At 74.2% G+C, this 14,572-nt stretch carries 12 protein-coding genes; 4 read left to right on the top strand and 8 right to left on the bottom strand.

Annotation, left to right across the window (positions count from 1 at the left end; translation table 11 throughout):
* Positions 1–2: 2 nt before the first annotated feature.
* Positions 3–779 carry an alpha/beta hydrolase gene (locus tag WHI96_RS17020; RefSeq protein ID WP_345645949.1) on the bottom strand — a complete coding sequence of 259 codons (777 nt, stop codon included), beginning with the start codon at positions 777–779 and terminating at the stop codon, positions 3–5.
* A gap of 52 nt (positions 780–831) precedes the next feature.
* On the opposite strand from WHI96_RS17020, the gene WHI96_RS17015 reads away from it, so the two are divergent.
* A complete protein-coding gene (locus WHI96_RS17015; RefSeq protein WP_345645946.1) occupies positions 832–2,043 on the top strand; it encodes a macrolide family glycosyltransferase in 1,212 nt (403 codons plus the stop codon).
* A gap of 129 nt (positions 2,044–2,172) precedes the next feature.
* Entirely contained in the window at positions 2,173–3,684 is a 1,512-nt protein-coding gene (locus tag WHI96_RS17010; protein ID WP_345645943.1) for an alpha/beta hydrolase, read from the top strand.
* 7 nt (positions 3,685–3,691) lie between these two features.
* On the opposite strand, the gene WHI96_RS17005 is transcribed toward WHI96_RS17010, so the two are convergent.
* Entirely contained in the window at positions 3,692–4,714 is a 1,023-nt protein-coding gene (locus WHI96_RS17005) for a YdcF family protein (protein ID WP_345645940.1), read from the bottom strand.
* Positions 4,715–4,857: 143 nt separating this feature from the next.
* On the opposite strand from WHI96_RS17005, the gene WHI96_RS17000 reads away from it, so the two are divergent.
* A complete protein-coding gene (locus tag WHI96_RS17000; RefSeq protein WP_345645938.1) occupies positions 4,858–6,282 on the top strand; it encodes a ferredoxin reductase family protein in 1,425 nt (474 codons plus the stop codon).
* A 93-nt stretch (positions 6,283–6,375) separates the two neighbouring features.
* Here the strand turns inward: WHI96_RS17000 and WHI96_RS16995 are convergent, their stop codons facing one another.
* The 5 genes from WHI96_RS16995 to WHI96_RS16975 all read right to left on the bottom strand — a co-directional run bounded on the left by WHI96_RS16995 (position 6,376) and on the right by WHI96_RS16975 (position 12,412).
* Positions 6,376–6,843: a hypothetical protein gene (locus WHI96_RS16995; protein WP_345645936.1), complete on the bottom strand. Its 468-nt coding sequence runs from the start codon at positions 6,841–6,843 to the stop codon at positions 6,376–6,378.
* A gap of 109 nt (positions 6,844–6,952) precedes the next feature.
* On the bottom strand, positions 6,953–8,365 hold the full coding sequence (gene boxB, locus WHI96_RS16990) for a benzoyl-CoA 2,3-epoxidase subunit BoxB (RefSeq protein WP_345645934.1): 1,413 nt from the start codon (positions 8,363–8,365) through the stop codon (positions 6,953–6,955).
* A 3-nt stretch (positions 8,366–8,368) separates the two neighbouring features.
* Positions 8,369–10,102 carry a 2,3-epoxybenzoyl-CoA dihydrolase gene (boxC, locus tag WHI96_RS16985; protein ID WP_345645932.1) on the bottom strand — a complete coding sequence of 578 codons (1,734 nt, stop codon included), beginning with the start codon at positions 10,100–10,102 and terminating at the stop codon, positions 8,369–8,371.
* Positions 10,103–10,202: 100 nt separating this feature from the next.
* A complete protein-coding gene (locus WHI96_RS16980; protein WP_345645930.1) occupies positions 10,203–10,646 on the bottom strand; it encodes a GNAT family N-acetyltransferase in 444 nt (147 codons plus the stop codon).
* Positions 10,647–10,744: 98 nt separating this feature from the next.
* Positions 10,745–12,412, bottom strand: coding sequence for a benzoate-CoA ligase family protein (locus tag WHI96_RS16975; protein ID WP_345645928.1), 1,668 nt, complete (start codon positions 12,410–12,412; stop codon positions 10,745–10,747).
* A gap of 126 nt (positions 12,413–12,538) precedes the next feature.
* Between WHI96_RS16975 and WHI96_RS16970 the strand changes: the two genes are divergently transcribed.
* The gene (locus tag WHI96_RS16970; RefSeq protein ID WP_345645924.1) at positions 12,539–13,345 is read left to right on the top strand and encodes a PIG-L family deacetylase; all 807 of its coding nucleotides are present in this window, start codon (positions 12,539–12,541) and stop codon (positions 13,343–13,345) included.
* On the opposite strand, the gene WHI96_RS16965 is transcribed toward WHI96_RS16970, so the two are convergent.
* Positions 13,338–14,459: an acyltransferase family protein gene (locus WHI96_RS16965; RefSeq protein ID WP_345645921.1), complete on the bottom strand. Its 1,122-nt coding sequence runs from the start codon at positions 14,457–14,459 to the stop codon at positions 13,338–13,340. The genes WHI96_RS16970 and WHI96_RS16965 overlap by 8 nt on opposite strands.
* Between the last annotated feature and the right edge of the window lie 113 nt (positions 14,460–14,572).

Below are 14,572 nucleotides of genomic sequence, written 5' to 3'. Positions count from 1 at the left end.
GCTCAGCGGGGCAGCGGCAGCCAGTCCAGGACGTCGCGGATCCGGGCGTCCCAGTAGCCCCACTCGTGCTCGCCGGGACCGAACGCGGTGGTCACCGACACCCCGGCGGCCCGGGCCCGCTCGGCGAAGCGCACCGACTGCGGGTGCAGCGGGTCCTCGGTGCCGGCGCACACGTACAGCGCGGGCGCGGCGGCCGGGTCGAGCCGGGCGAGCAGGGTGGACAGGTCCGCGTCGGTGCCGGCCACCGGGGCGCCGTCGAGTATCCGCTCCCAGATCCGGGGGTCCTCCTCGCGTGGCGGGCCCGCGGCCAGCGCGGCGAGGTCGAGCGCCCCGGACAGCGACGCCGCGGCCGCGAACCGGCCGGGCTCGGCCAGCGCCCAGGACAGCGCGCCGTAGCCGCCCATCGACAGGCCCGCCACGAACGTCTCCGCCGGGTCGGCCGACACCCGGAAGAACCGCGCCACCAGCGCCGGGAGCTCCTCGGTCACCCAGGTGCGGTAGCGGCCGCCGTAGGCCTGGTCGGTGTAGAAGCTGCGGTGCACCTGCGGCATGACGACGGCGAGCCCCAGCTCGTCGGCGTACCGCTCGACGGCGGTGTAGCGGGTCCAGGCGGTGTCGTCGTCGGACAGCCCGTGCAGCAGGTGGAGCACCGGCGGCGGGGCGTCGAGGTCGCGCACCCCGGCGCCGATCCGGGTCCGCGACGGCTGGGGCAGCAGCACCGTGACCGAGGTGGCCAGTCCGAGGGAGTCGGCGACGACGTCGCAGCGCAGCCGGGCCATTCCGGTGATCCTCGTCGGCGTGCGCCCGGCCGGTCAAGGCACACTCGGTGTCGTGCACGTCCTCATGTCGACCACCGCCGCGCACGGCCACGTCCACCCGAACCTGCCGGTGATGGCCGAGCTGGTCGCCCGCGGCCACCGCGTCACGTACCCGGTCCCGGAGCGGTTCGCCGAGGCCGTCGCCGCGACCGGCGCGACGCCGCTGCGGATCCGCACCGACCTGCCCGACCCGGCGAAGGGCGAGCAGTGGCCCGACGGCGGCGTCGCGGCGATGCGGCTGTTCTCGGCCGAGGCCCGCTCCGCCTACGACCAGATCGCCGACGCGCTGCGCTACGAGCACCCCGACGTCGTCTGCTACGACGGCAGCGGCTGGGCCGGGCACGCGTTCTCCCGGGTCCGGGGCGTCCCGCGGGTGGAGCTGTCCCCGCACATGGTGGCCTGGGACGGCTTCGAGACCGACATGGCCGAGGCCTTCGCGTTCCTGGAGGCCCCCGAGGGGCTCGCCTGGCGCGCCGAGCTGGACGCCTGGCTCGACGAGGTCGGCGCCGGCGTCGGGAACCGGGAGTTCCTCGGCCGCCCCGACCGCTCGGTGGCACTGATCCCCGAGGCGATGCAGCCCGAGCTCGACCGGGTCGACCGCGACCGCTACACCTTCGTCGGCCCGGTCATCGGCGACCGCTCGCACCAGGGGCTGTGGCCGAAGCCGAAGGCCCCGCTGCTGCTGGTGTCGCTCGGCTCGGCCTACACCGACCGGCCGGGGTTCTGGCGGGCCTGCATCGAGGCGATGACCGGCACCGGCTGGCAGACCGTGCTCGCCACCGGCCCGCACGTGTCCGCGGACGACCTCGGCGCGGTCCCCGACGACGTCACCGTCCGCGAGTGGGTGCCGCAGCTGGCGGTGCTGGCGCACGCGTCGGCGTTCGTCACCCACGCCGGGATGGGCGGCTGCACCGAGGGGCTCTGGCACGGGGTGCCGATGGTGGCCGTGCCGCAGGCGGTGGACCAGTTCGGCAACGCGGACCGGATCGCGGCACTGGGCGTGGGGGAGCACCTCCCCGCGGACGACGTGACCCCGGAGGCGCTGCGGGAGGCCGTGCTGCGGGTGTCGTCGTCGGAGACCGTCGCGCGCCGCTGCGCCGAGGAGAAGGCGACCGCCCGGGCGGCCGGCGGGGCCGCGGCCGCCGCGGACGTCGTCGAGGGTCTGGCGCCCTCCGCGCTGTGCGCGGCCTGCGCACTCGTCGGTGGCTGCGGGGGACGTCGCTGAGCCCGTCCCGATCCGCGCTGGTCCGATCGGGGCACCGGCGGGCGTGGCGATTGTGGACACAGCGTTGCTAATGGCAACGTCTGCCCCTCGGTCGGGGGGCGGGCGCGTGCGCCCGGAGAGGTGGAGCCGGTGCGCAGGACGATCATCACGCTGCTCGTCGCCGTCGGGGTGACGCTGGGGACGGCCGGTCCGGCCCTGGCCGCCGCGCCCGCCCCGCCGCCGGGGCAGGGCATCACGTGGGGTCCGTGCACGAGCCCGTCGCTGCAGCAGGCCACGGCCGAGTGCGGCTTCCTGGAGGTCCCGCTGGACCATGCGGAGCCCGCCGGCAAGAAGATCGAGATCGCGGTGTCGCGGATCCGGCACACCGTGCCCGAGGCGCAGTACCAGGGCGTCGTGCTGGTCAACCCCGGCGGTCCGGGCGGCCCCGGGCTGGGACTGTCCCGGCTCGGCGGCGCCGTCCCGAAGAACGCCGGCGCCGCCTACGACTGGATCGGCTTCGACCCGCGCGGGGTGGGCACCAGCCGTCCCGCCCTGACCTGCGACGCCGACTACGGCGGCTACGCCCGCCCCGACTACCGGCCGGAGAACGGCGCCGAGAAGGCGTGGCTGCCGAAGGTCGAGGCGTACGCCCGGGCCTGCGGCACGGCCGGCGGCGACCTGCTCGCGCACCTGCGCACCGAGGACACCGTCCGCGACATGGACCTGATCCGCCGGGCCCTGGGCGCGAAGCAGATCAACTACTACGGCTTCTCCTACGGCACGATGCTCGGCCAGGTCTACGCCACGATGTTCCCGGACAAGGTCCGCCGGATGGTCCTCGACGGCGTCGTCGACCCCCGTGACTGGTGGTACCGGGCCAACCTGAACCAGGACGTCGCGTTCCAGCGCAACATCGAGACCTTCTTCGACTGGGTCGCCAAGAACGACGCCGCCTACCACCTCGGCAACACCGGCGACGCCGTCGAGAAGCGCTTCCACGACCTCGCCGCGGAGTTCCGGAAGGCCCCGCTGGGCGGGCGGATCGGCTCCTCGGAGTGGACCGACATCTTCCTGCGCGCCGGCTACAACGTGGGGGAGTACACCTCCGTCGCCGACGCGTTCGTCGCCGGCACGAAGAAGGACGCGGCGAAGCTCAAGGCCGCCTACGACCAGGCCGGCTCGCCGACCGACGACAACAACTACGCCGTCTACCTCGCCACCCAGTGCACCGACGCCCCGTTCCCGCACGACTGGGCCACCTGGAAGCGCGACAACACCGCCACCGACCGGAAGGCGCCGTTCGAGACCTGGGGCAACGCCTGGTACAACGCGCCGTGCCGGGACTGGCCGGTGCAGCCCGGGCCCGCACCGGAGGTCGCCGGGAAGCTGAGGACCGGTCCGCTGCTGATCTCCGAGACCTACGACGGCGCCACCCCCTACGAGGGCGCACTCCAGGCCCGGCGGACCTTCCCCGGCTCGTCGCTGGTCGAGGGCGTCGGCGGGCACACCCACTCGTCGTCGCTGTCGGGGATCGCGTGCACCGACGACACGGTCGCCGACTACCTGCTCACCGGCGCGCTGCCGAAGCGGACCGGCGGCGACCGGTCGGACAGGCAGTGCCCGCCGCTGCCGCCGCCGTCCCCGACGGCCGCGGGCGGCTGAGCCGGGCTCAGCCGGCCACGAGCACGAGCACCAGCGGCACCGGGACGGCGACGAGGGCCAGCAGCACCGCGTTCGCCACCCGGTACTCGCGCAGCACCGCGACGAATTCGCGCAGCACCGCGCTGGGCCAGTAGTAGCCGGCGGTCGGCGCCCCCACGGCCTGGGCGTCGACGCCGAGCCGCCGGGCCAGCAGCGCGGCCCGGAACGCGTGGTAGTTGCTGGTCACGATGACCCCGGGGCCGTCGCCGACCAGCGCCGAGCTGAACCGCAGGTTCTCCTCGGTGGTCCGCGAGTCGGTCTCCGCGGTCAGCACCGCCGGGTCGGCGCCGTGCGCCGCGGCCCAGCGCGCCATCGCCTCACCCTCGGCGAGCCGCTCGTCGTCGCCCTTCCCGCCGGACAGCACCAACCGCCCGGCACCACGCCGGGCCAGCTCGTCCATCCCGGTCGCGATCCGCGACGCCAGCAGCGGCGGGACCTCGCTGCCGTGCAGCCCGGAGCCGAGCACGACCACCCAGTCCGCGGGGCGGTCGCGCACCAGCCACCGGTAGAGCCGCGCGTAGCCGAGGAACGCCGCGAACTGGAACGCCAGGAACGCGGCCGCGAGCAGGCAGGCCAGCCACAGCGCGCGCAGCACGAGCGAGTGCAGCGCCAGCACCGGCCAGACGGCGACGAGCAGGCCGATGATCGCCAGGCCGGTGAGCAGCGACAGCGAGTTGCCGAGCGAGAAGCGCTCGCGGCGCAGCATCACCGCGCCGTTGAGGACGCAGAACGCCGCGAACACCACCGTGATCAGCGGCGACAGCACCACGACGAGCACGAGCGCACCGAACACCGGGTTCCCGCCGGACCCGGCGACGCCGAGCACCCACCCGAGGAGCAGCGCGGTGGCCAGCAGCCAGTAGGCGTTGCCCAGCCGTCGGGGGTCGCGCCGGATCCGCCGCACGGTGAACACGGTGACGACCACCGCGACCACGACGGGCAGCACGACCGCCAGGACGGCCGCGAGCAGGGTGAGGTACGAGTCGGACATCGACGACGATCCTTCTCCCCGCCCCACGGACCGGCCCCGGGCGGTCCGGCCGGCCACCCGGTCGTGGCGGTCGGCGGTCGCCCCGGTGCGCCGGGCCGGGTCCACGACGGCCCCGCCCGGCGGTCGGGGAGGATGGCGGCACTGTGTCGTCCCTCTCCGCCCCCACCGTCCGGGTACCCGGTGGCCGCTTCAAGCCGGACCCACCGGTCCCCGCGCGCGACGTCGCCCGCGCCGACCGCCGGGTCCGCCGTGCGACCGGGGTGCTCGCCGCCCTGGCGGTGCTGCTCGCGCTCGCCTGGTGGGTCGACGGCGGCGGCCCCGCCGGGCTGCTGGGGGGCGGCACCCGCGCGGTCGCCGAGACCGGACGGCTCTGCGGGCTGCTGGCGTCGCTGCTGCTGCTCGGGCAGGTGCTGCTCGCCGCCCGGATCCCGCTGCTGGAGCAGGCGTTCGGCCAGCGGCACCTCATCGCGCTGCACCGCGGCACCGGGATCGCCTCGTTCGCCGGGATGGTGGCGCACGTCGGCTGCGCGAGCTGGGCGCACGGCCCCGCCGGTGTCGGGCGCGTCCCCGCCGGGTTCTGGCAGCTGACGTGGACCTGGCCCGGGATGGTCGCGGCCTCGCTCGGCACCGTCCTGGTGGTGCTCGTCGTCGTGACCAGCGCGCGGTGGATCCGCACCCGGCTGCGCTACGAGTGGTGGCACCTGCTGCACCTGTGGGGCTACGCCGGGGTGTTCCTCGCGCTGCCGCACCAGCTGTGGGCGGGGCGGGAGTTCACCACCTCGCCGTCGCGGACGGTGTTCTGGTGGGGGCTGTGGATCGCCGCGGTGCTCGCCGTCGTGGTCTGGCGGGTCGCGGTCCCGGTGCTGCGGTCGCGGCGGCACCGGATCACCGTCGCCGCGGTGCTGCCCGAGGGCGACGGCAGCGTGTCGGTGCACATGACCGGCGAGCGGCTGCGCGAGCTCGGCGCCTCGGCCGGGCAGTTCTTCGTCTGGCGGTTCCGGTCCGGGCGTGGCTGGCCCGCGGGCAACCCGTACTCGCTGTCGGCGCCGCCGACGGCCCGCTCGCTGCGGATCACCGTCAAGGAGCTCGGCGACGGCAGCGCCGCCGTCCCGAACCTGCGGCAGGGCACCCGGGTCCACATCGAGGGCCCCTACGGCAGGCTCACCCCGCGCACCCGGACCAGCCCGCGGGTCGCGCTGATCGGGGCGGGTGTCGGGATGACCCCGTTGCGGGCGCTGGCGGAGAAGTTCCTCAACGAGTCCGCCGACGTCGTGGTGGTGCACCGCTTCACCCGCGAGCCGCTGTTCGCCCGCGAGTTCACCCGCCTCGCCCGGGAGCGGAACCTGCACGTGGTGGCCTCCCCCGGGCGTCGCCGGGCGGCGGGGTCGTGGTGGGGCGCCGACGCGGGCCGGGCCGACGACCTCGCCGCGCTGCGGGCCCGGATCCCGGACATCGCGGTGCGTGAGGTGTACGTGTGCGGGCCCGGCCGGTGGACCGCGATGGTCCGGCGCACCGTGCTCGGCGCCGGGGTGCCGGAGCGGCGCGTGCACGTGGAGAACTTCGGCTGACGACGCGTCCGGGAGGCCGGGCCCGGCGCCCGGGCGGGCGGCCCGCAGGGCGTGCGGTCCGCCGGACGGGTCCGGTCCGGCGGGGCGGAGGGATCAGGGCGCCAGGCGCTGCAGCAGCGCCATGACCTCGCCGAGGGTCGTCTCGACCACCCGCAGGCGCTGCCCCTCCTCGCTGCCGGGCGGCACGGGGGCGCCCGCCGCACCGGGACGGCGCCGGGGCAGCGCGGCCGGATCACCGGTGCCCGACGTGCCGGGGGCCGGGTCGCGCCGCCGTTCCAGCTCGTCGAGGCGCTGCAGGGTCGCCCGCAGGGTGGCCTCCGCGCTGTCCGCCCGGACGGTCTCCCGGCGGCCCTGCTCCACGAGCCGGGCGACCCAGCTCGCCCAGGCGTCGACCTCGGCCCGCCGGTAGCCCCACGGGGCGGTGCCGAACACCGGGGGCGACGCGTCGTCGTCGGCGCCCCGGCCGAACCGGGCGGCCACACCCGCGGCGCCGACCCGGTCGGCGGTGTCACCGGCGTCGTCGTCGCGTCGTGTGCCCGCCGCACCCCGTCCTGTCACCACGGGGTCAGTCAACGGGCCCGATCCGGGGTCACGCGAGCGCGACGGGCGGCGAACGGTCACCCGGTCGGCGAACGGTGACCACTCTCGGTGAACGGTCCGGTGTGGACGATCAGGCGAGGTGGACGTACTCGTACTCGAAGGGCTTGCCGTTGATCCCGTTCGACGGCGGCGCGATCCAGCCCGCGATCTTCCCGGGCTCGTAGACCGGGCGCATCAGGTTCCGCACGAACGTCCGGTCCGCCTCCGACGGCAGCCAGTCGTCCTGGCGGGACGCCCACACGTCGGCGGAGATCAGGTCGCCCTTCGGGCTGAGCTCGTGGGAGGAGAACAGCCCGACCTGCCGGTTGAACCCGACGTGCGGGAGGTGGACGCGGTCGTCGAACCCGTTCCTCTGCAGGATGCGGTTCCAGCGCTTCAGCCCGGACCGGCAGTCCTTCACGTACTCGTTGCGCAGGTCCAGGTTCAGTGCCAGCAGGGCCGGGACCTCGTCGGTGACGACGCCGCCGTCGCGGACCTGCTCCATGCCGTAGCCGTCCTCGGTCAGCACGTGGTCGTCGCGACGCCGCTCCTCCTGCCAGCGGCCCTTGAGCCCGGCGGTGAAGTAGTTCGCGGCGTTGGTCGACTGCTCGGAGCCGAACAGGTCGAGGCTGACCGAGTAGTGGAAGTTGATGTACTTCTGGATCACGTCCAGCGGGATGCCGCCGTGCGGGGCGATGTCGGCGGTGTCGTGGGAGCGCATCAGCTCGCAGGTCCGCTGGATCACCCGGTCGATGCCGGTGGTCCCCACGAACATGTGGTGGGCCTCCTCCTTCAACATGAACTCGCAGGTGCGCGAGAGCGGGTCGAAGGCGGACTCCTTCAGCGTGCCGAGCTGGTACTTGCCGTCCCGGTCGGTGAAGTAGGTGAACATGAAGAACGACAGCCAGTCCGGGGTCTCCTCGTTGAACGCGCCGAGGATGCGGGGGCTGTCCAGGTCGCCGGAGTTGCGCTGCAGCAGCGCCTCGGCCTCCTCGCGGCCGTTGCGGCCGAAGTGGGCGTGCAGCAGGTACACCATCGCCCAGAGGTGGCGGCCCTCCTCGACGTTGACCTGGAACAGGTTGCGCAGGTCGTAGAGGCTGGGGGCGGTCTCGCCGAGGCGGCGCTGCTGCTCGACCGAGGCCGGCTCGGTGTCGCCCTGGATGACGATCAGGCGCTGCAGGTCGGCGCGGTACTCACCGGGGACCTGCTGCCAGACCGGCTCGCCGCGGTTGTCGCCGAAGGCGATCCGGCGGTCGTCGGAACGCTCGGCCAGGAACACGCCCCAGCGGTACTCCTCCATCGCGACGTGACCGAACCGCGCCCAGCCCTCCTTGCCGACGTCGACGGCGGTGCGCAGGTAGACGTCCTGGGTCGGCACGGCCGGGCCCATCGTCGTCCACCAGGTGAGGAAGTTGGGCTGCCACGACTCCAGGGCGCGCTGCAGCTTGCGGTCCCCGGCGAGGTCGACGTTGTTGGGGATCTTCTCCGAGTAGTCGATGCTCATCGCTCAGACTCGCTTCCGGTCGAAATCGGCCCTGCGGCCCGTCCCGTACTTGCGCAGTGCGCCCTCCGGCCCGGAGGCGTTCGGGCGCACGAAGATCCAGTTCTGCCAGGCGGTGAGCCGGCCGAAGATGCGGCTCTCCATCGTCTCCGGCCCGACGAACCGGTGGTTGGCCTCCATCCCGGTCAGCGCGTCCGGCGAGAGCGAGGCCCGCTCCTCGAGCATGATGCGGACCTCGTCGTCCCAGTCGATGTCGTCCGGGGCGTCGGTGACCAGGCCCAGCTCCAGCGCCTCGCCCGCGGTGAGGCGGCGCCCCACCTCCTTGCGGAGCGTGGCGACGTGGTCGTCGTCGCCGTGGAAGCGGCTCGCCAGCCGGGACGGCCCGTTGGACATCGGGAACGTGCCGAAGTTCGACGCCGTGAGCATGATCTGGGCCTCGTCGCCCTGCCCCGGACCGCCCGTGCCCTCGGCTGTGTCGATCAGAGTGCCGTCGAGCATGTACTGGCGGTCGCAGGCCAGGGCGAGCTCCAGCAGCGCGCCGGCGAAGCAGGAGCCCGGCTCGACCAGCGCGATGAGGCTGCGGCTGGTGACGTCCAGGCGCTTGAGGGTGCGCTTGAAGTAGTGCCGGATCTCGTTGACCAGCCAGTCGTCGCCGGAGTGCTGCTCGATCACGCGCTCGAAGGCCAGCGCGTCCTCGAGGTCGCCCCGGGTGCGGATCACCCAGGTGCCCAGCTCGGGCTCGTTGCTGCGCAGGCGCAGGACCAGGTCGTCGAGCTGGCGGGTCACGGCCAGCGGCCAGAAGTCCGCGCCGAGGGCGTGCACGCGCTCGATGCTCTCCGGGACACCGCCCTCGGGCCCGTCGACGGTGATCTCCACCAGGCCCCGGTCGCGGTCGAACTCCGCGCGCACGTGCGGGTAGGTGATGCCGTCGGCGTTCTCGGTGCGCTCCAGCGGGGGCAGGTCGATCCCGTCGTCCGCGGGCAGCCGCGTCGACGCCGCCGCGGCCTCGACGGCCCGCTCGGCCACCGTCTCGTCCCAGCGGCGCTTGGGGATCACCTCGTCGACGAGCTTCCACTCGACGGCCTGCCTCCCGCCGAAGCCCTCGGACCTCGTGGCGAACACGTCGGCGCGGTCCTTGCGGACGCGGCGCTTGTCGGTGACGCGGGTGAGGCCGCCGGTGCCGGGCAGCACGCCGAGCAGCGGGACCTCGGGCAGCGCGACGGTGGAGGAGTTGTCGTCGATGAGCAGGATCCGCTCGCAGGCCAGCGCCATCTCGTAGCCGCCACCGGCGGCCGTGCCGTTGACGGCGGCGATCCAGGTCTGCCCGGAGTGCGCGGTCGCGTCCTCGATGCCGTTGCGGGTCTCGTTGGTGAACTTGCAGAAGTTCACCTTCCACGGGTGCGCGGACCCGGCGAGCATCCGGATGTTCGCGCCCGCGCAGAAGTTGCGGTCCTTGGCGCTGGTCAGCACGACCGCTCTGACCTGCGGATGGGTGAACCGCAGCCGCTGGGTGATGTCGTAGAGCTCGATGTCGACGCCGAGGTCGTAGGAGTTCATCTTCAGCTCGTAGCCGGGGACGAGGCCGCCCGCCTCGTCGACGTCGAGCTTCACGTACGCGACCGTGGGGTCGTCCGGGGCGAGCGTGAGCTGCCAGTGCCGGTAGCCCGACGGGTCGCGGTCGAAGTCCACCCGCGGGACGTCGCCGTCGTCCGGGTCGACGGACGGGTCTGCACTGCTCATGGACCCCGCTCCTCCTCGCGTCGTTGCGGCCGTCAAAGACTACAGCCAGATGACGTGGCGACGGAAGAGTGTGGATTATCGGGGCGCGGCCCCGGCCGGCTCAGCCCTGGTGCTGCACCAGCGCGGCCGGGACCTGCTTGCGCAGCTCGCCGACGTCGTTGCGGGCGAAGCCGCGCGCGGTGAGCCAGGCGGTCACCGGCTCGGGGTCGGGGTGGCCGTGCGGCACCACGTTGTAGAGATGGTTCAGCCGGCGCCGGCCCGCCTCGGCCTCCAGCCGCTGCAGCACGAACGAGCCGACGCCGGTGTGCCGCGCCCCCGGCGCGACGAGGACGAGGATCTCCGCGTCGCCCCAGCTGTCGTCGAGCCTGCCGTAGGCGACGGTCCGGCCGTCGGTGTCGTCGACCCGCCACCACTCGTCGCCGAGCGGGTCGCCGTCGCCGGGCCTGCCCAGCCCGAACAGCGCGGGGTCGAGACCGTCGAGGACCGCGCTCTTGCGGTCGTCCCAGGTCGCAGGGGTCTCCGGGATCCAGTCCCACGTGTCCACGCCGGCCTCCTCGCCGTCGGTGCGTCCGCCGAGTCGACCCCGGCGGGGTGGCCCGGGTCGAGCGGACGTCTCAGATCGAGACAGGTCGGAGCGGGGCGTCAGACCACCGACTGCGGGTCGGTCGGGCTCCCGGTGACCCCCGGCAGCCCGGCGGCCTGCGCGCGGAGCCGGAAGCGCTGGATCTTGCCGGTCGGCGTCCTCGGCAGCTCCGCGACGGTGACCACGGCGCGGGGCCGCTTGAACGCGGCCAGCCCGTCCCGGCAGAACATCACGAGCTCGGTCTCCGACGAGGCCGCGCCCGGGTCGCGGGGCACGACGAACGCGACCGGCTTGTCCAGCCCGTCCGCGTCGGGGACCCCGACGACGACCGCCTCGGCCAGCCCGGGGTGCTCCAGCAGGCGGGTCTCGACCTCGCCGGGGGAGACCCAGATGCCCCCGACCTTGAGGACGTCGTCGGTCCGGCCCAGGCAGGTCCACGACCCGTCCGCGCCGCGGACGTACTGGTCGCCGGTGCGCATCCAGCGGCCCTGGAACACCGCCCGGTTGACCTCGGTGCGGCACCAGTAGCCGGTGCACACCGAGTCGCCCGCCACGTAGAGCATCCCCTGCTCGTCCGGCCCGTCGATGACGCTGCCGTCCGGGCGTCGCAGCTCCACCTCGTAGCCGGGAACCGGGAAGCCGGAGCTGCCCGGCACGACCTCGCCCGGCCGGTTGGAGATGAAGATGTGCAGCGCCTCGGTGGAGCCGATGCCGTCGAGGACCTCCACGCCGTAGCGGTCCAGAACGCCGCGGAACATCCGCGCGGGCAGCGCCTCGCCCGCCGAGGCGCCGTGGCGCACGGTGGCGAACCGCTCGCGCGGCAGCTCGGCGGCGATCATCGGACCCCAGAAGCTGGGGACGGCGAAGAACAGCGTCGCGCCGTGCTGCTCGGCGAGGCGGGAGTAGTGATCGGGGTCCGGCCGGGACGGTTCGAGGACCGCGCAGGCGCCGACCGAGAGCGGGAAGAACATCGAGTTGCCGATGCCGTAGGCGAAGAACAGCTTCGCGACCGACAGGCAGACGTCGTCGCGGTGGATGCCGAGGACCTGGCGGCCGTAGGTGTCGGCGACGGACCGGATGTCGTCGTGGCGGTGCATGGCGCCCTTGGGCCTGCCGGTCGTGCCCGAGGTGTAGAGCCACAGGGCCTGGGACTCCGCCCAGGTCGGGTGCGGCTCGGGCAGCGGGTCGGCGCCGTCGAGCAGGGCGTCCCAGGTCAGGGAGGTGACCCCGGCGACCAGCGGGTCGGCGCCGGTCAGCACGACGCGCTCCAGGTCGGGCGCCCCCGCGACGGCCTCGGTGAGGTGCGCGGCGAACGCCTCGCCGCCGATCACGGTGGTCGCCCGCGAGTCCCGGACGAGCACGGCGAGCTCGCGCCCGGTCAGCATCGTCGAGCAGGGCACGGCGACCGCACCCGCCCACAGGGTCGCGAGGATCGCGGTGAACAGCTCGACGTCGTCGGGCATCACGAGCAGCACGCGCTGCTCGGGGCGCACGCCGGCCCGGCGCAGGGCCCCGGCGACGAGCCGGACCCGGTCGGTCAGGGCGGCGTAGGTGAGCGAGCCGCCGGGGAACCGGACCGCGGTGCGGCCGCCGTCCCCGGCCCCGACCCGGGCGGCGGTGAGGTGGGCGGCGGCGTTGAAGGTCGCCGGTGCCTCCTGCGGTCCGCGGGGGACGGGCACGGTGGTGTGGGCGGGATCGGCGTTGTCGACGCTGACGACATCGGCCATGGTGGCTGGCTCCTGTGCCGGTTCGGGGCCTGTGATGCTACACACATCGGACGGCGCGTCAACGGTCTGTAGATCGACGGCGGCCCGGTGCGGCACCGCCGCGACCGGCTCCTAGGCTCACCGTCCGTGGGGACCCTCGTCAGCTTCCATGCCCATCCCGACGACGAGTCGATCGGCACCGCGGGCACGCTCGCCAAGGCCGCCGCGCTCGGCCACCGCGTCGTCCTCGTCTTCGCCACCCGTGGTGAGCTCGGGGAGCCGGTACCCGGCGTCCTGGCCGAGGGGGAGCAGCTGCCGGTCCGCCGGTCCGCGGAGTGCCACGCCTCGGCCCGCACCCTCGGCGTCGCCCGCGTGGAGTTCCTCGGTTACGTCGACTCCGGGATGATGGGCGAGCCCAGCAACGACGCCCCCTACTGCTTCTGGCAGGCCCCGGTGGAGCACGCGGCCAAGCGGCTCGCGCTGATCCTCGAGGAGGAGGAGGCCGACGTCCTCACCACCTACGACGACAACGGCGGCTACGGCCACCCCGACCACATCCAGGTGCACCGGGTCGGCGCCCGCGCCGGTGAGCTCGCCGGGGTCCCGGTCGTCGCGCAGAACACCACCAACCGCGACTGGCTGCTCCGCGGCATGCGCGGGCTCCGGAAGGAGCGCGGCAGCGACTGGCAGATGCCCGAGATCCCCGACGACGGGTCGTTCGGCAAGCCCGAGTCCGAGATCACCCACCGGGTCGAGGCCGTCGAGTACGCCGGGACCAAGCGGGCCTCGATGCGCGCGCACGCCAGCCAGATGGGCCCCGACCACTTCATGCTGACGATGCCGGACCCGGTGTTCGCGATGGGGCTGGGCACCGAGTTCTACATCGTCGACGCGCAGCCCAACCCGGCCACCGCGCCCGAGATCTGGACCGAGGTCTTCGAGCCGCTCAGGTGACGCCCGCGCGCCGGTCCCACGCCCGCATCAGCGCGGCGTGGGCCGGGCGTTCCACCAGCCGGGTCAGCGCCCAGCCGAGCAGCACCGCCGCCGCCAGCATCGCCGCGGACTGCAGCAGCGGCCCGGCGCCGAGGTCCTGCAGCCGGCGCATCAGCACGTAGCCGACGGTCTGGTGCACCAGGTAGACGCCGTAGGAGATGCCGGCGAGCCTGCGCACCGCCGTCGCCAGCGGGCCGGGCATCCGCGAGCCCGGCCGGGGCAGCCGGGCCACCACGGCGACGAGCGCGATCCCGGCGCAGACCAGCGCGGCGGCGACCGCGTCGAGGTGGTCGAGGTCGATCCGCACGACGCCGTCGGGCCCCGGCTCGAGGCCGTGCACGAACTGGGCCAGGCCGCACACCGCGAGCAGGGCGAGCGCGTGCGGGGTGCGCATCCGCCGCGTCGACCACAGCCACACCGCGATCCCGGCCACGAACAGGTGCAGCCGGTGGAACCCCAGCCCGTCGACGAGGGTCCGGTACCACCACGGCGGGTCCGCGACGTCGCCCGGCCGTGCCCGCAGCGGCCACAGCAGCAGCGGGACGGTCACCATCGCCCACAGCAGCAGCCGCAACCGCGGCCCGTACCCCCAGCGCGTCACGCTCAGCACCGAGGCGGCGGTGAACGCCATCAGCTGCAGCGGCAGCGTCCAGAACGCCGGGTCGAGCCACGGATAGCGCCCGGTGTCCCAGTTCCCCAGCATCAGCCAGTTGACGACGATCTCCCGTGCCGGCGGCGACGCCCAGTCCGGCGGGGACACGAAGCGCAGGGCCACCCAGGCCAGCGGCACCGCGACGACGAACGCCGGCAGCAGCCGCGCGACCCGCCCCCACCAGTAGCGCCCGGGGGAGTGGCGGCCGAGCGTCGCGCAGGCGAAGTAGGCCGAGACGACCAGCAGCAGGCTCGCCCCGACCTGGTGGTCGAAGGAGACGCTGCGCGGCGCCAGCTCCGGGTGGAGCACCGGTCCGAGGTGCGTGGCGTGGTAGAGCACGACGAGCAGCACGAAGGTGCTGCGCAGCACGTCCCAGCCCGGCTCCCGGCGACGGGTCCCCGGCGGGGGTGTCGGAACCACCACACCTCCACCGTCGCACACCGCCGGCGACCTGTGGATCCGGGTGAAGGGCGCCCTGAGTGCGCGGTCGGGGGCTGTCGGTTCTACTCTCCGTAGAGCACAATCGGCGCGCGCCG

The organism is Pseudonocardia tropica (genome assembly GCF_040105315.1).
In the GTDB taxonomy this organism is placed as follows: Bacteria; Actinomycetota; Actinomycetes; order Mycobacteriales; family Pseudonocardiaceae; genus Pseudonocardia; species Pseudonocardia alni.
Note: the sequence above shows the minus strand (reverse complement) of the source record. Positions and strands in the feature narration are given on the sequence as shown.